The organism is Sodaliphilus sp. (assembly GCF_045598405.1).
Lineage (GTDB): Bacteria > Bacteroidota > Bacteroidia > Bacteroidales > Muribaculaceae > Sodaliphilus > Sodaliphilus limicaballi.
The window spans coordinates 36,834-59,173 of record NZ_JAZLLZ010000006.1 but is presented as its reverse complement, the minus strand read 5'-3'; the positions used below and the strand labels follow the sequence as shown (position 1 = coordinate 59,173).

Sequence of the window (22,340 nt, the reverse complement as noted above, 5' to 3'; positions counted from 1 at the left end):
GTGCCCGCTCGTGACAAAAACACACAGAACTTAGCACGTTGCCACCGATCCGGCCAGGCGATGCCCCTCTAACGCGTGCAAAAACGTTAACAAATTTTATACTGCGGATTTGAGGTATTAAGGATTGTATAAATCTTTGTGGTAAAAATTCAATATCTCTTGCGCATGATTGTAGGCCATTGCGGCAGGGCCATCGGGCTCCAATGTTGCCCCCTCCAGGTAGTCGTTCATCGCTAGTCGCCAGTCGCCAGCCTTGCGGTGGGCATTGCCCCGTAGGTAGTACGCCGTCGCACGGTCCTTATCGCTGATGCCTGCACGTTCTAGCAGGGCGGTGGCGGTGTCAATGGCATCGCTCGTCAGGCCTTCGCCCAGCAGTCGCTTGATGTCGTCGATTCTGGTCATAGCTTCACCTTGGTGGCTGTTACTTCCTCGCCCATGAAAACACTCGCTAGAGTGCCAAACTTCTCGGCATCGTCGGTCGTGGTATATCGGCACACGCCGCCCTTCGAGCAACGCTCCTCCATTTCGAGGTGACGTGTCAAGTAATCCCTGAGGCTACGAGCCACGATGTCGCCCTGCGCCACCACATTGATGCCTTCGGGCATGAACTGACGCACCTTGGGCAACAGCAGCGGGTAGTGCGTGCAGCCCAGTATCACCGTGTCTATGTCGCCGTCCATAGCCAGCAGCGCATCGATGTCCTTCTTCACAAAGTAATCGGCGCCAGGGCCGTCGCTCTCACTGTTCTCCACCAGAGGCACCCACATGGGGCACGCATGGCCATAGACCTCAAAGTGAGGGTGAAGTTTCTTTATCTCAATGTCATAGCTGCCGCTGGCTATGGTGCCCGGAGTGCCGAACACGCCCACATGACCCGTGCGCGAGATCTCGCCCACAGCCTCAACGGTGGGCCTTATCACGCCCAGAACACGACGGTCGGGGTCGATGAGCGGCAAGTCCCGCTGCTGTATCGTGCGCAACGCCTTGGCCGACGCCGTGTTGCACGCCAGTATCACCAGCTGGCAACCTTGGTCAAAAAGATGCTTCACAGCCTGCAACGTGAACTCATACACCAGCTGGAACGACCGCGTGCCATAAGGTGCGCGAGCATTGTCGCCCACAAACACGTAGTCATACTGCGGCAACTCACGCCTTATCTCGCGCAAGATCGACAGCCCGCCGAATCCCGAGTCAAACACCCCGATGGGGCCCATTTTCTTGTCAATGTCCATAACAACTGCAAAGTTAATGAAATTACTTTATTATCCCATCACATGACTAGAAATAATTTTCACGAGCAGAGAAAACTGAATGATAAAGCACAAAAAAATAATCCTCGACATCAACGTCGGGGATTGCTTAACTAATTAACCTTCTAATACCATTAACATAAACCTTAAACAAAATATTTTGAAAACACGCAACCGTCATCTCGACGCCTGGGAATTCATTACCTTAAAAAACTAATACCATGAAAACCGATGCAAAGGTAAGCACTTTTTTTATATCCACCAAATATTTTGAGCAAAAAATGTCAAAAATATTACAAACCCCCCGCTTTTTATCATCTTTGCTACAGATTTAAACTAAAATCCATCCATTTCCTTATAGTTTTGTCATTTCTCTGCCTCCACATCACCTCGCATCCTCATCACCCCAGCAAGCCCCCGTGCCAGCAGCGTCAGCTGCTGGTCCTGCTCCCGTTCCCGCTGCCGTTCCCGTTCTCGGTCTCGTTCTTGCTGCTGGTCCCGCAGCCGGTCCCGTCCCCGCAGTTTCTCCCGCAAGCCTCGCCAGGCAGTCTCCGCCCGCCAGTTCTCACGCTCGGCAAGCAAGCCCCCGTGCCAGCAGCGTCAGCTGCTGGTCCTGCTCCCGTTCTTGCTGCTGGTGCCGCAGCCGGTCCCGTTCTCGCGGTTTCTCCCGCGAGCCTCGCCAGGCAGTCTCCTCCCGCCAGTCCTCCCGCTCGGCAAGCAAGCCCCCGTGCCAGCAGCGTCCGCTGCCGTTCCCGTTGCCGTTCCCGCTGCCGTTCCCGCTGTTAGTCCCGTTCTCGCGGTTTCTCCCGCGAGTTCATTCCATTGGCTTAATCATGCTCTCTATATATTCAACCTCATCCTCGCTAAGGTGATATTTCCTGTAAAGTTGACGGTCAATCTCAGCAACACTAACACTCCAGTCAATGTCACTATTCTCGCTAAAATCCTGGAGTGGAACTAATGTAAATGATTTGTCTTTTAAATCTTGTGTTGGTTTCTTTATCCCAACAAGGAATCGAAGGAATTTTGTTTTCAAATATGCCAAAGTATTTTGACATATAGTAGTATTATCTCCAAATGGCCCAATTAATAGATATGTTCCATTACAACACATCCCTTTACCAATTACATATAATTTTGCTATTACTTTTCCTGGTAACATACCGTCTTCAGCGGCTTTTGATGTTAGTATCTTTATTTGGTCAATCCACTCAGTATGAAGAGAAACTGAACTTCTATTAATGTAGCGTTCATCTAGACCTTCTTTCCCTTTTGAAATTATAATCACAGAATCTGAATTCTTCTCTTTGCAACCCTTAATGGCTGTGTTAAATCCAAATGGGTTTTGTGGAGAAACTATTTGTGAAAACGAAATAAAGTCATTTGTATGAACTTTTTCTAAAATTGGTATCGCTTGATTATATCTTATAAAACCATCATCAAATCGTGATTTTATATATCTTTTAGATTGAGTAGTGATATCATTAATTGTCATATCAATGTTACACATTCCATCATGATTCTTATCCCAAAGGAAATAACAAACACCGCTTTTTATCTCAACATTTTGGAATATATTTGTTGCATTAGGGAAATCATGTAAATATGATAATCTTGTGTCTGAAACAAATTTATGTGTGAAATCTCCAAGCAATATATTAGGGAAGTACCATCTTGCAGGAATTACCATTGAGACATAATTAGTTGGTAGATTTATTGCAATATTAACAAATAAATGATATATCGGAGTGTTTCTATTTTGATTATCATTTGCATTAACAATCTGGTATGGTGGGTTTCCTACTATTGCGTTGAATTTCATTTGATGGATATCGTTTGCTTTCCAGTATGTTTTGCCGTTTGAGATGCGAGCAATAAACTGGTCTGGTTTGTTTTTAATTTGATTAATTAAGTCTTCAAAATACCGGGCGTTGACCTTGACTTGGCGAAATCCTCGCAAGGTGCGGCGAGTAATGCTTTTTGCCATTGGGGTTTTGCAAATCACAAATATATTCTCGGCAAGTGTCTTGTCCCACAACTCTATTTGTGTCGCATCGGCCAAGTCGGTTGCCAGCATGTGCTCTTCGCGATAACGACGGCAACGCTCGGCAAACACGCTATATGCTACATATAGTGGATAAAGTCCTGTCTTGGAGTTGATTTCAAGTATGCGAGTATCAGGGTCGCTAAACACGCGCTCGGTTACCTCGTCACGAACCACATGGCGAGGCTTTTCCAACTTGCCATGTGCCTCGTCATGCGTTTCGTCATAGAAATCCCAGCCGCCCAATGTGTCACTGATGTGCATATTCACCACGCGCCACGGGGTGAGCACTGTTTCTTTATCGGGATTGCGGAAACACGAGAAGATTGCCGAGATGCGTTTCACTCGTTCTGTCGGGGCGAGGGTGTCGGCGGCACGTGCCATGTCTCGTATCTGGCGACCTGCAGCACGAAATATATCGGGGTCATAATACTTGACAAACTGGGCAAAGCGCTCCTTCGTTACCCCCTTGGGCATAAATTCGCTCCAAGACTGGTCGTCAATGAGTTGCGCAAAGTTATCGATTGTGACCTCATCATCTTCGTTGGTTAGTTCGGCTCCGTAGATTAGTAGTGGGAAACGAATTGAGATACCTCGCAAAATTGAGATTGCATTTGAGCGGTTCTTTTTCTTTTCTTTGAGTTCCTCAAGCAGTTGCTTTTCTTCCTCGGTAAGCTCTTTTTTCTTTTTTCTGCTTGCTTTTACCACCTGTTCATATTGCTCGTCGGTGAGTCCTTGCTTGTTGATGTCAACATCACTTGTATTGTGATTGGCACTAGTTGACCCTATCTCACGCTTGAGGTCGGCAAATAGTTTCAACTCCACGTCATTCAGCTTGAGCAGGTTGTCATTATACAGGTGTGAGTCTTCAAATCCCTGTTTTACCACGCGGTCAACATACACACGCTTCAACTGCTCAAGCATGCCGTTTACATCAAGGCGATCCATGCGGGTGCCGTTATATCCAATGATAGGGCAAAAGTTGAGGAATCGTCCCATTACTGCCTTGTCATCGCTACTCTGTATCTTGCCCTTGGTTGCGGTTACATGTGCTACTTTGGCTATCACTTTGAGGGTGCGGTCGGGGGCAAAGTCAAAGACGAAGCACTCTTCCTTGCGCTTGCCGCTGGGAGTTTGATAAGGTGACTGAACTCGGAAGATTGTTTGCATGTAGGCTTTGGCATCAGTCTGCGCACTGCCAGCAAGCATAAAGACTGCCGTCCATGGGCGCACAGTAACGCCGGTGGTGAGTCGTCCGCATGACAAGGTGATTGTGTAAGTGTCCTCGGGTTTTTTGCCCATTGCATTTTCAACCATTTTCAGTGCCTCGTCACTCTCGGCTTCCTCATCGCCGTCGCCTGCCACATTGATGATATTAAACTGCGAGAACACCTTGTGTTGCTGTAATAGTGCGCTCAATGCGCGAGCCTCTTTTACTCCAGGAAGCATCCACAGCGAGTGGCGGAAATTCTTGCGATACTCAATGGTGCTATATGGGTAGTTGCTTTCAGGGTCATACTTTACAATCAAGTCAAGGAAGTGTTTTACATCGCTCTCGTGAACAAATCGTCCTTCTAGCGATGCGTTGGGCATATCCACATGATCGCGTCCAGGGTCACCTGTCCATGTACGGAAGAATTCTTTGAAATTGAAAGCGCGGTCCTCAACATCGGCATACTCTCCAACCATCTTGCCCAGGTCAAATGTGAAAATATTGAGTCGGGGCAGTCCTGCGTAGGGGTTTGGATCGCCAAAGTGTTCTAGTTCCCACCGTTGCTTGGCTTCTTGTTCCATGACGTAATCCCATGTATAGACCTCGTCCTCGTTGAAATCATCAAGCATGTTGAACGGTGTGCCTGACAGGTTGAGCGTGCGAGTGTGCTCACGCGTGAGCGATTCAATTACATTCTTGCCCAGCTCGGTGCGTGTGCCCTCGTGTGCCTCGTCAATGATGAGACAGTCCCAATGGGCATTGAAGATGTCATCATTCTTGTCAAACTTTCCTCCCACTTCTTTTGATCCTCGCAAGTCTTGCATCGATGCAAAATAGATATAGTGCCATGCGGGGTTGCGTTGGGCATCGGCTTCCAGTTCTTGAAATGTAAACCCATTATTTTTAGAACCGTAGCGAAACACTTTGCCTCCCTCAAGGAAAATCTTGTTAAAGTCATCAAACCATCCTGCATCAACCACTGGACGATGAGTAAATATCAATGTGCGGTGAAACTTACATTCCTTTACTACCTGTAGAGAGGACAATGTTTTGCCAAATCGCATTTTGGCATTCCACAACATGTGTGCTCCATCGTGAGCAAATTTCTTTACTGTTTTGCTAATAGCTTCTTTTTGCTCGGGGCGAAATTTGATGGGGTTCTTGTCGTGAGTTATTTGTGCTCCGTTTAGGGCACTGTGTCCGGCCTTTACCGCCTTGATCGCTTCAAGCACTGTGTTAAGGTCACATTCAAACCACTCGGTACCTTGCTTGTCGGTGGCAAAGCTGTGACGCTTCACGCCAGAGCGACGCAACACGTCGTGTACTTCCTTGTCATTGAATGACTTCAGTACCCCTCCGTGGATATAGAAGGTTAGCTCGGTGTGTAGCAGGTCGTAGGCTATGCCTGCCGTCTGTGTGTACTGGTTGATGCGACGCTTGGCTGCCTGGTTTAGTTCCTTGCAGTTGGGCTGGGCATCAAGCGACGGCATCTCGTTTAGTGTTGCCTCGCCTATCTTGACACAGTGCTCATGAGCCTTGTCATTAATGCGGAACACATAGATTAGTTTGGACTTTAGTGATGACTCATATCTCATAGTATTACATTATTTTATTAGTGTAACAAATGGTATTTTCTGTTTCTCTCGCGGTTTTCGCCAGTCGCGTATTATGCAGCGAGTGCCTATGTGCCCCTTGTGTGCACCATTCTTGCAGGCAGGACATTCTTGTTTCACTGGCTCAGGAGAGAAAAGGTCGCCTGTGCTATAAACCTTGTCGCAAGAGCAGGGGACAACCATCTTTAGTCCATCCATCTGCCACACATTCCATGCGATGATATAGGCAATATATTTGATCGATTTAGGCTGTGGCATCTTGCCAAATTTAGCAACATAATACTCAATAAAAGTGCACAACAATGCCTCGCGAGCCAGTAGCAGATTGTCGCCTTGCCATTCATAGGCATAGATGTTCTTGTAGGCTTCCTGTGCCATTTCGAGCCACAACCCGCTGTCATCCGCATTCTCGCTGATGATGCGCAACTTGCGGTCAAGGAGTCCTATGCGTTGCTCAATGGGAATGGGGATGCCTGTGGTCGTGTCATAACGGCTTACAAGATATGGTGCCTCGCCACAAGTGATTTCCAGGCGTGTGTCGCGCACATAGTCTCGCCATGTTTTTCCCGCGGGGAACTCAATCTTGCCTGTGGTGGCTTGCCACGATTTGTCTCCCTCGGTATTAAAAACCGAGGCACGGCCAAACCATGCCTCGTCAATGAGGTTGTTCTGCTTGTTGCACACCCATGAGGGAGTAAACACCTCGGCCATCTCCTTGGAGCGGTTGCGCTGGTTGGTCTTTGACTTGAGCACACGAGGCATTATCACGCGATCACGGTCGCCTGTTATGAGTTGGGGCAATATGGGGTCATCAAATGAGTATCCAGCCCCTAATGACTCGTAGTCAGTAGTTGCCCAGAAGATGTTCTTGTGGGTGGTGTGGTCGATGAGCAATTCTTGCAATATGTCGTCGCCCAGCGATAGAATGTCGTTCTCTGAAATGTCTATCCCAAATTGCATTGCGTCACTTTGCCCTCGTTGAAGGCGGGAAGCGATTCCCTTGGTGTTTACATGGCGGCTGGGTTCCTATTGACCGCCTGGGTGCACAAAAAAAGCGTGGAACCATTGAATTGTCGTTCTTCCTGAGCTGTTCCACGAGCTGCACTCAAACGACAAACAATGGCCCACGCTATAGGATATAATATACCCATACGACATATATGGGCACAGTATATGCACCAAGCGTGAGCGCTATTGTCGATTGTCCTTGAGTGCTGAATTTTGTGGAACTTTCAGGAAAGGACAATATCTTATAACGCTTTCGTTATCTATAATTTAACTCATTGGGAGTGTGCCACCTCCGTGACACTGCGGCACCCGTGTCCTGGCATGCCGTCCCAATGATTTTCCAAAGGTAAGAATTATTTTTCAAACTTCTTGCAACTGCACCTATTTTTTTTCATCACTAGTTTTGGCTTTATTAAGTTCTCGCAGTTTCTCCCGCGAGCCCCTGCTCCTCGTTCCTGCCACCCTGGTCTTCCGCCAGCAAGCCCCCGTGCCAGCAGCGTCAGCTGCTGGTCCTGCTCCCGTTCTTGCTGCTGGTCCCGTTCTCGGTCCCGTTCTCGCGGTTTCTCCCGCGAGCATCATCGGGGTCTTCCGTCACTTGCTTGGTTGATGGGGTGGTTTGGGGTGATGTGCTTTATTTTTGCAGGAAAATGGGGCTATCACGAAACATCCTGCTTTTTCATGCTAGCAGTCACTTCCGTTTTGGACCAAAAAACGCCCTGAAATTGGTCCAGCGCCCGCAGAAAAGTGATCAAAGTGATAAATGTGATAAACGTGATAATGCTGATAACTGCGATAAAAGTGATAAATCTCAAAAAAAATGCACTTCCTTCGCACGTGAACCAAGCAACTCAGTTTAGCAGGGTCAGCGGCCTGTGGTGTAGGCATCGTGGAGCAGGGCTGCGCAGCGGGATGTGGTGAGGTGGGCTGCCCAGTCATAGTAGGCACGCGGGTCGGTGCTGTATGGGTGATGACTGTAGTCGTGCACGCGCTGGGCTCCGAAGTGGGTGTGAAGCACGGCGAGGTCGCAGGGGTGAAGCTGCTGGCGGTTGAAGCGCGGAGGCACTATCACGCGGTAGTCGGTGCCGCCGTCGAGCATAATGGCTGCAATCTGCTCGATGATGCGTTCGCGCTCGGGGGTAATGCCTGGACACTCGGGTGACGGAGGCGGGCAGTAGTAGTTGGATTGCAGTCTTTTAGTGCTGAAATAGGCATCGGGGTCGGCAGCGATGAGGCTATCCAGACTGGTGAAGATGTTCTCGTTGGTCGAGTCGGTGTGGGTTTCTAGCATTGCTGTGGCCATGCGTTTCTTGAGCATCGTGCTGCGGAACCGTGAGGGTGCAATGCTGTAGCCTATAAAGGTGGGGTTCTTATAGACCTCAAAGAATGCAAGCTGGAACTGCACCCAGTTGACATCGGGGGTGGTGCTGCTGGGACGCACAAAGAGGAAGTTGGTGTCGTTGGGGTCGCGGTGCAGCATTGCTTCCTCGATGATGATGAGGGCGTTGCTCACCTTGATGCCATGGTCGTGCAGGTAGCGCAGCTTGTCGAGCATGCCTTGCAGTGTTTCCTCGCTGGCATCGAGGTGGAAGATGCTGGCGCCGGCGGGGAGATGCTCGCTCCAGTCGCGTGCGCTGTAGGCTTGCGACATGGAGGAACCCAGGATAAACGAGTCGTATGTGCGTCCGGCCTTGAGATTGCGCTCCAGGCATTTGATTGACGCAAACCCCGCATTGTGGCCCAGGGCGACGGTGTCGCCGGGAGCGGATGGCTCGTCATAGCGGTAGATCACCTTGAATGGGTCGAGCACAGCGTAGGTGCCGATGAAGATTATCACCGGGAGCAGTGCCAGCAGGCTACGCAATATGAAGCGACGTAGGGTCATTTTTTAACGATAACGATGAACGATAACGATGACTTATTATATTAATTAAACTCTCAACTCTCAACTCTCAACTCTCAACTCTCAACTAAAACTGGAAATAGATGTAACTCACTTGCTGGCCAGTGCTGTAATAGGCTATGAGTGCGAGAAGTGTCCAGTATATTGCCCATCGTGCCCAGGTGGGCAAGGGGAGGTGTTGCAAGGGGAACTCGTGGCGTCGGCCCATCCAGTCGGCAACGGCGAGCGGCAGCATGTAGGCAAGTGCGGTAATGCCTAGGGGCAGGGTGGTCCAGCTGCCGTGAACGAGTGCATGGCACATCTCTCCCACGTGAGTGAGACTGTGAGCGCGGAAGATGAGCAGTGTGAGGCCAAAAAGGGCAAACTGCAAGAAGCACCGCGGCAGGTCGCGCCAGGATGCTATGCCTTCGTGCTTGGGACGCGTAATGAATACCCGCGGCAGCATGAGCAGTCCGCACACTGTGCCCCACAGCACATATGTCCACGCTGCGCCATGCCACAGTCCTGACAGGATGAACACGACCATCACGTTGAGTGACGTGCGCCAGCGGGAGCAACGGCTGCCGCCCAAAGGATAGAAAACATAAGTGCGCAGCCATGTCATGAGGGTGACGTGCCAGCGGGTCCAGAACTCGTTCCACGAGCGTGACTGGAATGGGTATTTGAAGTTGGCGCTGAGCTTGATGTTGAGCAGCCTTGCCGAACCGATGGCGATGTCGCTGTAACCGCTGAAGTCGGCATAAATCTGCATGGCAAAGATGAACGCTGCCATGACTATCGTGGTGGCACTCTCCTGGGCGGGGTTGTAGAGCATGGTGTCGAGGTAACCGCCCAGCGAGTCGGCTATGACTATCTTTTTAGTGAGTCCCCACAGTATCTGGCGCATGCCGGTGACTGCTGTGGCATAGTCAAACTGCTTGGGCTTGAGGAACTGGGGCAACAGGTCGCGGGCTCGCTCTATGGGGCCTGCCACAAGTTGCGGGAAGAAGGCTATATATACCATGAATGCGGTGAGGTCGCGCGTGGGCTTGATGTCCTTGCGCAGCACGTCCACCGTGTAGCTGATTGCCTGGAAGGTGTAGAAAGAGATGCCCACGGGCAGGATGATGTTCAGCGTGGGCCAGTCGGGCGTCATGCCTAGCGACGATAGCAGTGACGTCGCCGCGTCGTTGAAGAAGTTGAAGTACTTGAACGCAAACAGTATGCCCAGGTTGAACACTATGCTCATCGCAGCCCATGCCTTGCGGTGAGAACTGCTGTCGATGGCCAGACCCGTAGCCCATGTGGTGAGCGATGTGGCGATGATGAGTCCCAGGAAACGCCAGTCCCACCAGCCATAGAAGGTGTAGCTGGCGGCAAGCAGCAGGGCGTTCTGCCACTTCAGACGCTTGGCAAGTGCCCAGTAGAGGGTGAACACCAGCGGCAGGAAGATGGCGTAGATATAGGAGTCAAATTGCATAGGGTCGTGGCTGCTTGTTAAGGAGGGTTACAGGGAGTTGATGATTGCTGCTATGGCACGTGCATCGTCCTCTGTGACGGGATGTGCGATGGGCAGGCTCACCACTTCGCCGGCAAGCTGCTCGGTGACGGGAAGCGGGCCATGCTCAAGCCCGGCGTAGCAGGGCTGGCAGTGGGGCGGGGTAGCATAGTGAATATCGGTGCCTACGCCCAGCTGCTCCAAGCGGGCGCGGAAGTCGTCGCGGCCTGTGACTACCCGTATCACGTACTGGTGCCACACCTGCTTCATGCCCTCGAACCGTGCGGGGGTGATGACTCCTGCATGGGTGATGGCTTCGTTATAGGCCTGCGCGATGGCGTCACGGCGGGCGTTCTCCTCGTTGAGGTGACGCAGCTTCACACGCAGCATGGCGGCCTGTATCTCATCGATGCGGCAGTTGAAACCGCAGTAGATGTTGTGGTAGCGACGGTCGCTGCCGTAGGAAGCAAGCGCTCGCACGGTGCGCGCCAGATCGTCGTCGCAGGTGGTCACTGCTCCGGCATCGCCCAGTGCCCCAAGGTTCTTGGTGGGATAAAAGCTGATGCCTGCTGCGTGACCCAGGGTGCCTGTGGTGCGGGTGCCGTTGAGTCCGTCCACACTGGCTTGCGCACCTATGGCCTGGGCATTGTCCTCGATCACGAGCAGGTTGTGTTGTGTGGCGAGATCCTTGAGTTTCTCGTCCCAGCAGGGGGTGCCGTAGAGGTGGACGGGCATGATGGCCTTAACTTCGGGTGTGATGAGCCGCTCCACGCAGTTGCTGTCCAGGTTCATGGTCACGGGGTCAGGGTCGCACAGCACTGGCACAAGCCCGTTGTCGCTGATGGCGAGCACCGATGCCACAAATGTGTTGCCCGGCACGATGACCTTGTCGCCGCGGTTGAGACGGCCCAGCTCGATGTAGGCACGCAGAATCAGGCGCAGCGCGTCCAGGCCGTTGCTCACGGCGATGCAGTGGCGCGCCTGGCACAGCGATGCGATTTCTTGCTCAAGCAGCTCGGTGTGCTTGCCGTGGAGATACCAGCCAGAGTCGATGACGCTCACTGCGGCTTGCTTGAGTTCGTCCTCGTAGGGAGAATTGGCCTGCTTGAGGCTGAGAAAAGGATATTTCATGCTTGTCGTTTGTCTTGAGTGAGTGAAAGGAAGTCGCTGTACTCGCGCGTGTAGTCGCTCTCGTCGTAGTGCTCGCTGGCAAGGACCATGCACACGGCTCCCGAGGTGAAGTTATTGAGCACACGCCATATGCCGGGCGTTATGAGCAGGCCCTGATAGGGACGGTTGAGAGTGACTGTGCGCTGCTTGACGCCATCATCGATAACGACGTCGAAGCTACCGCTGATGGCCACGATGAGCTGATAGAGAGCACGGTGCGCATGCCCGCCACGCTCCTCGCCGCCAGGAATGTCGTAGGTGTAGTAAGTGCGGCGTATCTTGAACGGGATGGGGTCATTGTCCTCCACCACGGTGAGGTTGCCGTTGGCATGGTGATGCCGCGACAGCTCAATGATGCAGCAGTTATCAACGCTCGATGTCAAGTAAGGATTAACTTCCATTGTAGTTTCAATTGTTTCCAAACCACAAAGATACAACAATTTGACGAAAAACGAAAAACGAAGAACGAAAAACGAAGCATTGACAGCTTTTTCCTAGTCAATTTTGAAAGCGAGGCAATATTTACAATGTTTACAAGATTTCGATGGCGATGTTGGCGCAGGCTTCGGCATCGGCGAGGGCGTGGTGATGGTTTGTCATGGGGTGACCACACATGGCGGCAACGGTGTGAAGTTGATGGTTGGGGGCGTGAGGAAACGCATGCTTCGCAGCACGCAGGGTATCAAGGAATGTGTAGTCGGGGTAGTCCATCTGGTAGGTGCGGAACACCGCTTTGAGACAGCTCTCGTCAAAACGTGCATTGTGTGCAACCAGCGGCAGTCCCTCAATGAGCGGCTCAACCTGTGCCCACACATGGGGGAATAGGGGCGCGCAATCGGTGTCGCAGCATGTGAGTCCATGGACTCTGGTGCAGAAGAAACTATAGTAGTTGGGCTCGGGTTGTATGAGCGAATAGTAGCTGTCGATGATAACTCCGCCGCGCACAATGACTATGCCCACCGAGCATACGCTCGATCGGCAGTTATTAGCAGTCTCAAAGTCGATTGCAGCAAAGTCTTGCATGATTATCCCCTCTAATCCTTAATCCTTAATCCTTAATCTTTAATCTTTAATCTTTAATCTCTTATACTCCTCAAAGTCCTCGATGTAGTCCTCTGGGTCATACAATTCACTAGAAAGGACATATACCACCGCGTTTGACGAGAAATTCTCGATGCGTCGCCATGTCATGGGCGGCACATACAGGCCGTAGTAGGCACGGTCCATGTGAAACAGCTGCTCGCCGTTACCGTCATCGAGTATGACATCAAAACTGCCCGAGAGGGCGATGATGAACTCGTGCTGTGTGCGGAATGCGTGTCCGTAGCGCTGCATGCCGCTGGGCACGTCGTAGATCCAGTAGGCGCGCTTGATGTCAAACGGCACATGCTGCTCGCTCTCCACGATGGATAGGTTTCCGCGCGGGTCGGTAATCTTGGGTAACTGTATGATGTGCGGTTTGTTAGATTCCATTCTCGGCGAGGCGTAAGAGGTATTGTCCGTAGTGGTTCTTTATCATTGGCTCGGCCAGTTCTTTGAGTTGCTGCGCAGTGATCCATCCCTTGCGGAAGGAGATTTCTTCAAGTGCTGCAACCTGCACGCCCTGCATGGTCTCGATGGTCTGGATGAAGTTAGAGGCGTCGAGCATAGAGTCGGCAGTGCCGGTGTCGAGCCAGGCAAATCCGCGGCCTAGGGTCTGCACGCGCACGCGGTCTTGGGCAAGGAATTCCTGGTTGACGGTGGTGATCTCGAGTTCGCCACGGGCCGAGGGCTTGATGGTGTGGGCTATTTTGACCACGTCGTTAGGGTAGAAGTAAAGTCCTGTCACAGCATAGTTTGACTTGGGTGCGGCGGGTTTCTCTTCGATGCTTGTGGCACGTCCCTGGTCGTCAAATGCCACCACGCCGAATCGCTCGGGATCCTTGACCTTGTAGGCAAAGAGGGTAGCACAATCCTGCTCATCGGTCATTCTCACTGCATCCATGAGCATGCCGGTGAAACGCTGGCCATAGAATATATTGTCGCCCAGCACGAGACACACGCTGTCGTCGCCTATGAAGTCTTTGCCTATGATGAACGCCTGTGCAAGGCCTTCGGGACGCGGTTGCTCGGCGTAAGAGAACTTGACGCCTAGGTCCTCGCCAGTGCCCAGCAGTCGCTCAAACTGCGGCAGGTCGTGCGGCGTGGAGATAATGAGAATCTCGCGTATTCCCGCAAGCATAAGCACCGAGATGGGGTAGAAGACCATCGGTTTGTCATAGATGGGAATCAACTGCTTGCTCACGCCTTTGGTGCTGGGGTAGAGGCGCGTGCCTGAACCGCCTGCGAGTACTATACCTTTCATGTCGTTGTCAAATTTTTTTACAAAGATAATATTTTTTTATTAAACACAACTAGAAATTCTAAAAAAGTAATGGCACTAGAGTTTTAGCCCTGATGCCATCTATTCGCGTTGTCGTGCTTAACAAGTTATTTAGCTCTCTTTTTAGCTACTACTCACGCACTGCTTTTTCTTTTTTTCTGCTTACTTTGCAGTCTTTCTTCTCGACCTTGCACTCTTGCTTTGCGCATTTCAATTCAGCCTTGCACTGCTTCTTGTCGGCCTTGCACTGCTTCTTGTCGGCTTTGCATTCGGCTTTGCCGCATTGTTGGTCGGCTTTGCACTGTTTCTTGTCGGCCTTGCATTCGGCTTTGCCACATTCCTGCTTTTGGCAGTGCTGTGCTTTCTTGTCACATTGTTCTACACATGCATGTGCTTTCTTCTCGCAATGTTGCTTGTTTTGTGCCACAGCGAAGCATACGCAAGCATACATCGCAAGTACACAAAGTGTGATAGCTTTCTTCATAATAATATTGTCTTTAAATTATTAATCAATGTTGTTTTGCGGTGCAAAGTTAATGTCTTTAATTGACAAGTCAAAATTAATTAGTAATTTTTAGGATAAAATATCATTGGTTTCCAGTAAAACTAACTACATACCAATGGAACTCCCCGCGCGGATTTCACTAATTTGTTTATTGAAAACATATTTACAATGAGAGGCTGAAAGTGGATCAGCGGATTTTTCCGGTTGGTGGGGCAAAAAATAGATATGGAGAATAAGTGAAACATCCCTTTGGGGATGTGATATTGTAGGCAGCCATGCTGGCGTGCCATGGGTACGCCGAAATGGCTGTAAAAAGTAGATAATAATTGCCCGTGCCTTTAGGTACGGAATAATGAATCAGCAAACAACTTGCTACCACAGCATGTGATATTATTTTAATCACCTTTTTATCCCATACCTAAAGGCATGTTTTTTCCTTGGAAAAAGCAAAGTTAAATGGGAAAGTGCGACCCCTTCGAGGTCGGATGGGGTGTGTTACTTTACCCGACGGTCTACGACCATCGGTTACGATGCAATGTGACGACTTTGTCGTCAATTAACCGCTGATCCACTATACTCCACCAACCAGGAAAATCCGCTGATCCCTGATAGTTGACATGCACAAAACTTGCTTTGGTCACATTATAATATAAAAAAAACAGGGTTGCACGGGCAACCCTGTTTTTTTATGGTGTAATCTTGTAGATTAATCTACGTTGAGGTTTACACGCTTCAGGTCGGTAGCAACAAGACCCTTGCTTGCGTTCTCGAGGAACTGGGCAACGGTTTCCTTGTTTTCGCTAGCCTCGTAAACCTGCTCCATGAGCACGTTCTCCTGGAAGAACTTGCCAAGGCGACCTTGTGCGATGTTCTGAATCATCTGCTCGGGCATGTTAGCTTCCTTAGCAGCAGCTGTTTCAGCCATGAGCTTCTTAGCCTCTTCAACCTGCTCCTCGGTCATGTAACCCTTCATAACAGCCTCTTTCTGGTGCTCTTCGGTTGCGCAGTAGTAAGCGTTGAAGCCAGCCTTCTTGAGAGCGTTCTCAACAGCCTTCTTCACCATTTCGGCCTTAGTCTTATCTACAGCCATGCGGAGCTCCTCGTCGATAGTCTCCTGAGAAACCTGGTCGCGAGTAGCCTTGAGGGGCTTCATTGAAGCAACCTGCATAGCGATAGCCTTAGCAACCTCAGCGTCAACGCCTTCCTGGTTGAAAGCTACAGCAGCTGCGAGCATGCCGTTGAAGTGGTTGTAAACTACAGTTGAGGGAGCCTCAAGGCACTCATAAGCGCCAAGTTCCATCTTCTCACCTGTGATACCGCTGAGTGCAGTGATAGCCTCGGGAACAACCTTACCGTCAACAACGAGAGCGTTAACCTCGTCAACGTTCTTAGCCTTAGCTGCGAGAGCAGCCTCGAGGATAGCCTTAGCAAGAGCAACGAACTTCTCGTTTTTAGCAACGAAGTCGGTTTCGCACTTGAGAGCAACGATAGCTGCGAAGTTACCTACAGACTTACCTACGGCGATACCTTGAGCAGCGTCACGGTCTTCACGCTTAGCGGCGATAGCCTGACCGCGCTTGCGGATGAGCTCCATAGCCTTTGTGATGTCGTTGTCGCTCTCGATGAGTGCTTTCTTGCAATCGCTGAGACCTGCACCTGTCATGTCGCGCAGTTTCTTGATATCATTGATAGTTACTGCCATTGTAGTAGTATTGTTTTTTTTGAGTTTTTGTTGTTTTTATTATTATCAATGCCCAACCAAGTGTGATTGGGCATTGATTAAGTTATCTAAGTTTGAATTACTCAGCTGCGGGAGCTTCGTTAGCCTCTTCTGCCTTGGGCTCAGCCTTGCGGCGGATGCGCTGGCGGCGGGGCTTCTCTTCAGCAACAGCCTCTTCCTCGTCCTTGTTGTCGATCTTCTCAACCTTGCGCTCGTTGATGCCCTCGTTGATGGCCTCACAAACGGTAGCGAGAATGATGTCGATAGACTTAGAAGCGTCGTCGTTAGCGGGAATTGCGAAATCTACGACGTTGGGATCGCTGTTAGTATCAACGATACCGAATACGGGGATACCCAGACGGTTAGCCTCAGCTACTGCGATGTGCTCCTTCATTACGTCGATAACGAAGATTGCGCTGGGGAGGCGGTTAAGGTCGGCGATAGAACCGAGGTTCTTCTCGAGCTTAGCGCGCTGGCGGCTGATCTGGAGTTTCTCACGCTTTGACATGTTGTCGAGAGTACCATCCTTTGCCATCTTGTCGATAGCAGCCATTTTCTTAACAGCCTTGCGGATAGTTGCGAAGTTGGTGAGCATACCACCGGGCCAACGCTCAATCACAAACGGCATGCCAACCGAGTTAGCGCGGTCAGCAACTACTTGCTTAGCCTGCTTCTTTGTAGCAACGAAGAGCACCTTCTTACCGCTCTTAGCGATTTCCTTGAGTGCGTTAGCAGCTACTTCAAGCTTAGCTTGTGTTTTATATAAGTCGATGATGTGGATACCATTGCGCTCCATGAAGATATAGGGAGCCATTGCGGGGTTCCATTTGCGTTTGAGGTGACCGAAGTGGCAGGTAGCCTCGAGTAATTGTTCAAAACTAGGTGTTTGCATTTTAATTTTTTGTTTGTTTACATTCAACTTAAATCAATCGCCGCGGTAGCCACCGCAGTTCCCAGTGTGAGTCCGGGCGATTTGGATACTAAACTCTATTTATGCCACATTGTTTAAGCGTTGTGGCTTGTAGAGCAAGTGTGAAGTCGAAGATTTGTAATATAATAATGTATATACAAAAAGTCGATTAACGCTTGCTGAACTGGAATCTCTTGCGAGCCTTGGGCTGACCGGGTTTCTTGCGCTCTACGGCACGAGGGTCGCGAGTCATGAAGCCTTCCTTGCGGAGTGCGCTCTTGTCCTCGGGGTTGATCTTCACGAGTGCGCGAGCGATAGCAAGGCGAAGTGCCTCGGCCTGTCCTTTGTAACCACCACCCTTAAGGTTAACGGTGATGTCATACTTTTCAACTGCCTCCAGAGTGTTGAGCGGCTGCTTAACGATGAATTGGAGGATGGGGTTGGGGAAGTACTCGGTGAGTGAACGCTTGTTGACTTTGATCTCGCCGTTGCCTTCGTTTACATAAACGCGAGCGATAGCTGCTTTACGGCGACCTACTGCATTAATTCTTTCCATTCTTCCTTAATTATTTCAGTTTGTTGATGTCAATTGCTTTGGGGTTCTGTGCCTCGTGGGGGTGAGCATCACCATTGTAGATGTGCACGTTCTTGAGAAGCTTAGCACCAAGTTTGTTCTTGGGGAGCATACCCTTGATTACCTGGAGGTAGAGGGGGTGCATGCCGGGCTTAACACCCTTGCTGAAAGACTTCTGAAGAAGAATCTGAGGGTTAGAGAAACGCTGTCCACCGGGATAGCCAGTGTAGCGTACATACTGACGGTCGGTCCACTTTTTGCCAGTGAGAACGCACTTTTCAGCATTGATGATGATTACATTGTCACCGCAGTCCACGTGGGGGGTGAAGTTGGGTTTGTACTTGCCGCGAAGGATTTTAGCAACCTTAGCGCAAAGGCGACCCAGAACCTGATCGGTAGCATCAACAACTACCCATTCTTTTTGTACTGTTTCGGCGTTTGCCGAGATGGTTTTGTAACTTAAAGTATCCACTTTTAAATTCCTGATTAATAATTAACTAAAGTGACTTGCTGACACACAAATAAGCACGGCCAAATGCTCGCTTGTGCCGTTAAGTCGATGTTGTTTTGGATATAATCGGTTTGCAAAAGTACTAAAAATCTTTGAATTAGGAAAGTGTGTTGAGTCGTAAATTAGCGTTAGATATAAAGTTTAACAATCTTTAACTGTTTCTAGGTAAAGAGGTAACTATTCGGCAATAGAACTCCCCGCGCGGATCTCTACGTTTTCACTGATTTTTCATTGAAAATCTATTAATAATGAGAGGCTGAAAGCCGATACGCACATTGCTTTGCAGTATAGTGTATCGTTATCCCTGCCTTCGCTTGCGCTCAGTTAGGACAGGTTATGTGCAGAACCTGTCCTGCGTGTCGGCTTCCAGCCTCTCATAATCCCACACTATTTCTTTCTTTGTCCCAAATATACCTTGATTTTGGGGGTGGTTAGTCGTTGTCTTGTGAATTGTCGGTGATGATGAGTCGGGCGTTGAGGTCGATGGTTTTGAGTATAGTTGCCATGTGTTCCTCGGGCACTGCTATGCATCCGGCAGTTGAATTCTTGTCGCCTGTGCAGTGGAAGAATAGCGCCGATCCTTTTCCCACAATTCGTTCTTTATTGTAGTCAAAGAAGAAACCGTAGTTGTAGTCGGGCTCATACTTGATCATGTGCTCGCCGCGGCACTTGTGTGGCACGTGCTTGACATTGATTATCTTGTTATAAGCCACACGGTCGGCACAGCAGTAGGTGTCGTCGTCCACATCAACATAGGGTAGTTTTGTGCCGGGGTTTGGTTTGATGCCGAATGCGGTGATCATGCCGTAGTCGCCTAGCGGAGTGCGTCTGTCGCCTTCCTTGACCTTGCCCACGCCGTTGCTGCCAACGAATGCTGTGCACGACAGCACCTCGTCCCACGAGGCGTTGCCGCCATCGGAGTTTTTGACATACATTGACACTTGGGCATCGGTGCCTCCGGTGTATCTAACTGAAACTATGTGTCGCACGCTGTCAATAGCGTTGTATTTGACCAGCGGATCGTAATCGATAGTTGTTTGTGCTGATGCCGCTATCGCAAGTGCTGACAGCGCGAGAGATAATAAATGTTTCATAATTACAAGGTGTTTTTAGTCACGGCGTCTCATGAGAATCATGACGTAATACGAGAGGGTTGCAAGAGAGCTGATAGCGGCCACGACATAGGTATAGGCAGCTGCTCGCAGTGCATCTTGTGCCATTGCATGGGTGTAACTATCGGTGACACCTGCCGTGTTGAGCCACTTGATGGCACGGCGGCTGGCGTCGATTTCGACAGGCAGGGTGACTAGGCTGAACAGCGTGGTGAGCGCAAACAGGGCAATACCTGCCATGAGCAGCTGGGGGAATGACTCGACGGCGAAGATGCCGGCAAGCAGAACCCATGAAACCCATTTAGATGCGAATGATACCACGGGCACGAGTTTGGAACGTAACACGAGCATGCTGTAGCCGGTGTGGTGTTGCACGGCGTGACCGCACTCGTGGGCGGCAACAGCAGCCGCGGCAACGCTGTCAGACCCATAGACTACATCGCTGAGGTTCACGGTCATGTTGGCGGGGTTGAAATGGTCAGTGAGTTGGCCGGGAGTACTGGAAATACTCACGTTGTTGATGCCATTGTCTCTGAGCATTTGTGCCGCAATGTCGCGTCCGCGCATGGATGAGCCAATGGGGACATGAGAGTATTTTCTGAACTTGTTGGTCAAGTTGTGCTGTACCAACCAACTGATGATTGAGATGCCTATAAAAAGAATGAAATACATAATACTGTTGTTTTTTTATAATAAACAGCAACTATTGTGCCAACTTATGAGTGTTTCTTGGAAAGGAATATCATGCGTCGCGTGAGCGAGTTGCTGTCGTAGTCGCCAGCCGTTTGTCCGGCAAGTGACTCGTCGCATATCATGTGGCGTGAGTCCATTGCCATGACTCCGAACGAGAAAGATGCAGTTTTGCTCCTGAGCGTCACAGTGCGGGCGTTGACGGAATAGTTGTAGTCATATTGCTTGCCGTCAACCAAGTCGATAGCGATAGCGGTTCCGTCGGCATGGTAGGTGTAGCGGAATCGCGAGAAATAGCGGTCCTCGCCTTTGTGCCCTATCTTGTAGTCGTCGTAGAAAAACGAGTAGCTGAATTCCCAGTCGCACGCGAGGAGCGCTTCTCGCAGTTGCTCGCTGGAGAAGTCGGTGGGGATGGTGTCATACCGTCCGTCCTCGATGAACACTACGCCTGGTTTGTCGTTGATGGGGCGCTTGGGCTTGATGTCGTCGCCGCACGACAGGAATGCCATAGCCACAACGGGCAATAGCAATAATAATGTCATGATTTTTTTCATCACTCTGGATAGTTAAGATTAGCAGGAGTAAGGACGTTAAGGACCTCAATCAGATACTTGCGTGCTTCCCACTTGGCCATGGGAAGGTTGTTGAGAGTGTAATTGCCGCAGTCATGTGCGTTGGCACCGGGAATCTCTCCGTCAAACCCTACGATAAACTCGAATGTCTCTTTTATTAGCGGAGCGATGTCGGCCGAGGTGAGGTCTCCTTTCACCAGCAGGTAGTTGCCTGTGCAGCAACCCATGGGTCCCCAGTAGATAATGCGATCTTTCCACTCGGGGTGATTACGCAAAAATGTTGCCGCAAGGTGCTCAATGGTGTGTAGCGCTCCCTGGCTCACAGCCGGCTCGCGGTTGGGTTCCTTCATGCGGATGTCAAAAGTTGTAATCACCTCGCTGCCTTGCAAGAAGTCCTTGCGAGACACATAGATGCCACGTAGGAGGCGGGTGTGGTCAATAGTAAAACTAGCTATTTTTTCCATATCTAATATATGTGTAGATGTTAAACTGTGAGAAGCAGCTGGTGCAGCATCTCGAAGGTTTGCTGCGGTGCAGCTTCCCAGAAGTCGTGATATTGCTTAATGTTGTTGTGGCTGGCACCCGGAGAGTCGCTGATGACGCGCATGCTCAAGAACGGCACTTTCCTGATGTGGCACACCTGTGCTATTGCGCCGCTTTCCATATCTACTGCCAGCGTGTCGGGGAAATTTTGCTTGATTTTTTCGATTTCTTCCATCTTGTCGATGAAGCGGTCGCCCGAGGTGATGAGGCCCACCTTGACGTTGTCGCGCTGCTCGATGCCGTTAAGGAGGAAAGGAGCACTCTCGTAGAAAAGAGGCAGTCCCTGCACGAGCCCTATGGCGCACTCTGGGCCGCACCACACGTCGTTGTAGGCAACGCGTGCACCCACAACCACGTCCATGACATTGACACTCTTGTCGGCTCCGCCTGCCACGCCGCTATTGATGATGGCATCAGGTGAAAAGTTGTTGATTAGTGTGACTGTGCCTATGGCGGCGTTGACCTTGCCTATGCCGCATTGCATTACTATCACGTCGTGCCGACCCACTGTGCCCACATGAAATGTCATGCCGTCGATTATTTTTTCTGTGCCGTTTTCCAGCATGGGCTTGAGCAGTTCAAGCTCTTTGCTCATAGCCACGATGATACCTATTTTCATACTATTTTAGTTATTAGTGTTCATAAAACTTAAAGCTGGCCTATCATTATGAGCAAGACTGGGATGGGAATTGCCCCTGAATAGGTTGCTATGATGTCACTGGTGTAGGTGTTCCGCCCGTCATAAACGTGTTGGTTCTTCACCGTTACCACTATGTTGCTCGTGTATGTGTTGCGTCCCTGATATACTTTCTCTCCGTCCCATGTGTAAAGAGACTTGCTAGAATAGGTGCAGTTACCTTGATAGATGTACCGCCCGTCCCAAGTATAAAGGATGTCGCTAGTGTATGTTGTCCTCCCGCTATATATGTGACGGCCATCCCATGTGTAGAGGATATCGCTTGTATAGGTGCTGTTGCCTCGGTAAACATGCTTGCCGTCCCAAGTATAAAGGATGTTGCTGGTGTAAGTGTTGTTGCCCCGGTACAACTTGGCATTGTCGGCTAGGGCTACAAGGCTTGCTAACATCACAAAAAGGAGTAGTATGCTGCGTTTCATATCACAAGTTTATATACATTATTATTTAGATTATGGAAATCAGAGCAACC

Annotated in this window: 24 protein-coding genes; 2 read left to right on the top strand and 22 right to left on the bottom strand. The window is 50.2% G+C overall.

Going from position 1 to position 22,340, the window contains the following annotated elements:
- Positions 1 to 117 precede the first annotated feature (117 nt).
- Both ACKI3C_RS00580 and murI read right to left on the bottom strand, forming a co-directional pair.
- Positions 118 to 402 (bottom strand): tetratricopeptide repeat protein, encoded by a 285-nt coding sequence (locus ACKI3C_RS00580; RefSeq protein ID WP_407401060.1) that lies wholly within the window; start codon positions 400 to 402, stop codon positions 118 to 120.
- Positions 399 to 1,232 (bottom strand): glutamate racemase, encoded by an 834-nt coding sequence (gene murI, locus ACKI3C_RS00575; protein ID WP_407401059.1) that lies wholly within the window; start codon positions 1,230 to 1,232, stop codon positions 399 to 401. Before murI ends, ACKI3C_RS00580 begins: the two co-directional genes overlap by 4 nt.
- A 437-nt stretch (positions 1,233 to 1,669) precedes the next feature.
- Between murI and ACKI3C_RS00570 the strand changes: the two genes are divergently transcribed.
- Complete coding sequence (locus tag ACKI3C_RS00570) at positions 1,670 to 2,122, top strand: hypothetical protein (RefSeq protein WP_407401058.1); 453 nt, start codon at positions 1,670 to 1,672, stop codon at positions 2,120 to 2,122.
- On the opposite strand, the gene ACKI3C_RS00565 is transcribed toward ACKI3C_RS00570, so the two are convergent.
- Both ACKI3C_RS00565 and ACKI3C_RS00560 read right to left on the bottom strand, forming a co-directional pair.
- Positions 2,065 to 6,102: an Eco57I restriction-modification methylase domain-containing protein gene (locus ACKI3C_RS00565; RefSeq protein ID WP_407401057.1), complete on the bottom strand. Its 4,038-nt coding sequence runs from the start codon at positions 6,100 to 6,102 to the stop codon at positions 2,065 to 2,067. The two genes, ACKI3C_RS00570 and ACKI3C_RS00565, sit on opposite strands and share 58 nt — an antisense overlap.
- A gap of 9 nt (positions 6,103 to 6,111) precedes the next feature.
- The gene (locus tag ACKI3C_RS00560; protein WP_407401056.1) at positions 6,112 to 7,080 is read right to left on the bottom strand and encodes a restriction endonuclease subunit M; all 969 of its coding nucleotides are present in this window, start codon (positions 7,078 to 7,080) and stop codon (positions 6,112 to 6,114) included.
- Positions 7,081 to 7,531: 451 nt separating this feature from the next.
- Between ACKI3C_RS00560 and ACKI3C_RS00555 the strand changes: the two genes are divergently transcribed.
- On the top strand, positions 7,532 to 7,735 hold the full coding sequence (locus ACKI3C_RS00555) for a hypothetical protein (protein ID WP_407401055.1): 204 nt from the start codon (positions 7,532 to 7,534) through the stop codon (positions 7,733 to 7,735).
- Between the two features lie 255 nt (positions 7,736 to 7,990).
- Here the strand turns inward: ACKI3C_RS00555 and ACKI3C_RS00550 are convergent, their stop codons facing one another.
- From ACKI3C_RS00550 to ACKI3C_RS00465, 18 genes are all read right to left on the bottom strand, one after another.
- A complete protein-coding gene (locus ACKI3C_RS00550; protein ID WP_407401054.1) occupies positions 7,991 to 9,010 on the bottom strand; it encodes a hypothetical protein in 1,020 nt (339 codons plus the stop codon).
- 85 nt (positions 9,011 to 9,095) lie between these two features.
- Positions 9,096 to 10,487, bottom strand: a complete 1,392-nt coding sequence (locus ACKI3C_RS00545) for an MBOAT family O-acyltransferase (protein ID WP_407401053.1) — start codon at positions 10,485 to 10,487, stop codon at positions 9,096 to 9,098.
- 27 nt (positions 10,488 to 10,514) lie between these two features.
- Complete coding sequence (locus ACKI3C_RS00540; RefSeq protein WP_407401052.1) at positions 10,515 to 11,636, bottom strand: DegT/DnrJ/EryC1/StrS family aminotransferase; 1,122 nt, start codon at positions 11,634 to 11,636, stop codon at positions 10,515 to 10,517.
- A complete protein-coding gene (locus tag ACKI3C_RS00535; protein WP_407401051.1) occupies positions 11,633 to 12,076 on the bottom strand; it encodes a sugar 3,4-ketoisomerase in 444 nt (147 codons plus the stop codon). The genes ACKI3C_RS00540 and ACKI3C_RS00535 overlap by 4 nt, the downstream gene beginning before the upstream one ends.
- A 130-nt stretch (positions 12,077 to 12,206) precedes the next feature.
- On the bottom strand, positions 12,207 to 12,698 hold the full coding sequence (locus ACKI3C_RS00530) for a 3'-5' exonuclease (protein WP_407401050.1): 492 nt from the start codon (positions 12,696 to 12,698) through the stop codon (positions 12,207 to 12,209).
- 39 nt (positions 12,699 to 12,737) lie between these two features.
- The gene (locus tag ACKI3C_RS00525; RefSeq protein WP_407401049.1) at positions 12,738 to 13,148 is read right to left on the bottom strand and encodes a sugar 3,4-ketoisomerase; all 411 of its coding nucleotides are present in this window, start codon (positions 13,146 to 13,148) and stop codon (positions 12,738 to 12,740) included.
- Positions 13,138 to 14,019, bottom strand: coding sequence for a glucose-1-phosphate thymidylyltransferase RfbA (rfbA, locus tag ACKI3C_RS00520; RefSeq protein ID WP_407401048.1), 882 nt, complete (start codon positions 14,017 to 14,019; stop codon positions 13,138 to 13,140). Before rfbA ends, ACKI3C_RS00525 begins: the two co-directional genes overlap by 11 nt.
- Positions 14,020 to 14,167: 148 nt before the next feature.
- Entirely contained in the window at positions 14,168 to 14,521 is a 354-nt protein-coding gene (locus ACKI3C_RS00515) for a hypothetical protein (protein WP_407401047.1), read from the bottom strand.
- Positions 14,522 to 15,248: 727 nt separating this feature from the next.
- The gene (tsf, locus tag ACKI3C_RS00510) at positions 15,249 to 16,244 is read right to left on the bottom strand and encodes a translation elongation factor Ts (protein ID WP_407401046.1); all 996 of its coding nucleotides are present in this window, start codon (positions 16,242 to 16,244) and stop codon (positions 15,249 to 15,251) included.
- A 97-nt stretch (positions 16,245 to 16,341) separates the two neighbouring features.
- On the bottom strand, positions 16,342 to 17,154 hold the full coding sequence (gene rpsB, locus ACKI3C_RS00505) for a 30S ribosomal protein S2 (RefSeq protein WP_407401045.1): 813 nt from the start codon (positions 17,152 to 17,154) through the stop codon (positions 16,342 to 16,344).
- Between the two features lie 187 nt (positions 17,155 to 17,341).
- The gene (gene rpsI, locus ACKI3C_RS00500) at positions 17,342 to 17,728 is read right to left on the bottom strand and encodes a 30S ribosomal protein S9 (protein WP_407401044.1); all 387 of its coding nucleotides are present in this window, start codon (positions 17,726 to 17,728) and stop codon (positions 17,342 to 17,344) included.
- A gap of 10 nt (positions 17,729 to 17,738) precedes the next feature.
- The gene (gene rplM / locus ACKI3C_RS00495; protein ID WP_407401043.1) at positions 17,739 to 18,218 is read right to left on the bottom strand and encodes a 50S ribosomal protein L13; all 480 of its coding nucleotides are present in this window, start codon (positions 18,216 to 18,218) and stop codon (positions 17,739 to 17,741) included.
- A 470-nt stretch (positions 18,219 to 18,688) separates the two neighbouring features.
- Positions 18,689 to 19,351, bottom strand: a complete 663-nt coding sequence (locus ACKI3C_RS00490; RefSeq protein ID WP_407401042.1) for a L,D-transpeptidase family protein — start codon at positions 19,349 to 19,351, stop codon at positions 18,689 to 18,691.
- Positions 19,352 to 19,366: 15 nt separating this feature from the next.
- Positions 19,367 to 20,041 carry a zinc metallopeptidase gene (locus tag ACKI3C_RS00485; protein WP_407401041.1) on the bottom strand — a complete coding sequence of 225 codons (675 nt, stop codon included), beginning with the start codon at positions 20,039 to 20,041 and terminating at the stop codon, positions 19,367 to 19,369.
- A gap of 44 nt (positions 20,042 to 20,085) precedes the next feature.
- Positions 20,086 to 20,613: a hypothetical protein gene (locus ACKI3C_RS00480; RefSeq protein ID WP_407401040.1), complete on the bottom strand. Its 528-nt coding sequence runs from the start codon at positions 20,611 to 20,613 to the stop codon at positions 20,086 to 20,088.
- Positions 20,613 to 21,095, bottom strand: a complete 483-nt coding sequence (locus tag ACKI3C_RS00475; RefSeq protein ID WP_407401039.1) for an S-ribosylhomocysteine lyase — start codon at positions 21,093 to 21,095, stop codon at positions 20,613 to 20,615. Before ACKI3C_RS00475 ends, ACKI3C_RS00480 begins: the two co-directional genes overlap by 1 nt.
- 20 nt (positions 21,096 to 21,115) lie before the next feature.
- Positions 21,116 to 21,793 carry a 5'-methylthioadenosine/adenosylhomocysteine nucleosidase gene (locus ACKI3C_RS00470; RefSeq protein ID WP_407401038.1) on the bottom strand — a complete coding sequence of 226 codons (678 nt, stop codon included), beginning with the start codon at positions 21,791 to 21,793 and terminating at the stop codon, positions 21,116 to 21,118.
- A gap of 29 nt (positions 21,794 to 21,822) precedes the next feature.
- The gene (locus ACKI3C_RS00465) at positions 21,823 to 22,290 is read right to left on the bottom strand and encodes a hypothetical protein (RefSeq protein WP_407401037.1); all 468 of its coding nucleotides are present in this window, start codon (positions 22,288 to 22,290) and stop codon (positions 21,823 to 21,825) included.
- Positions 22,291 to 22,340 lie beyond the last annotated feature (50 nt).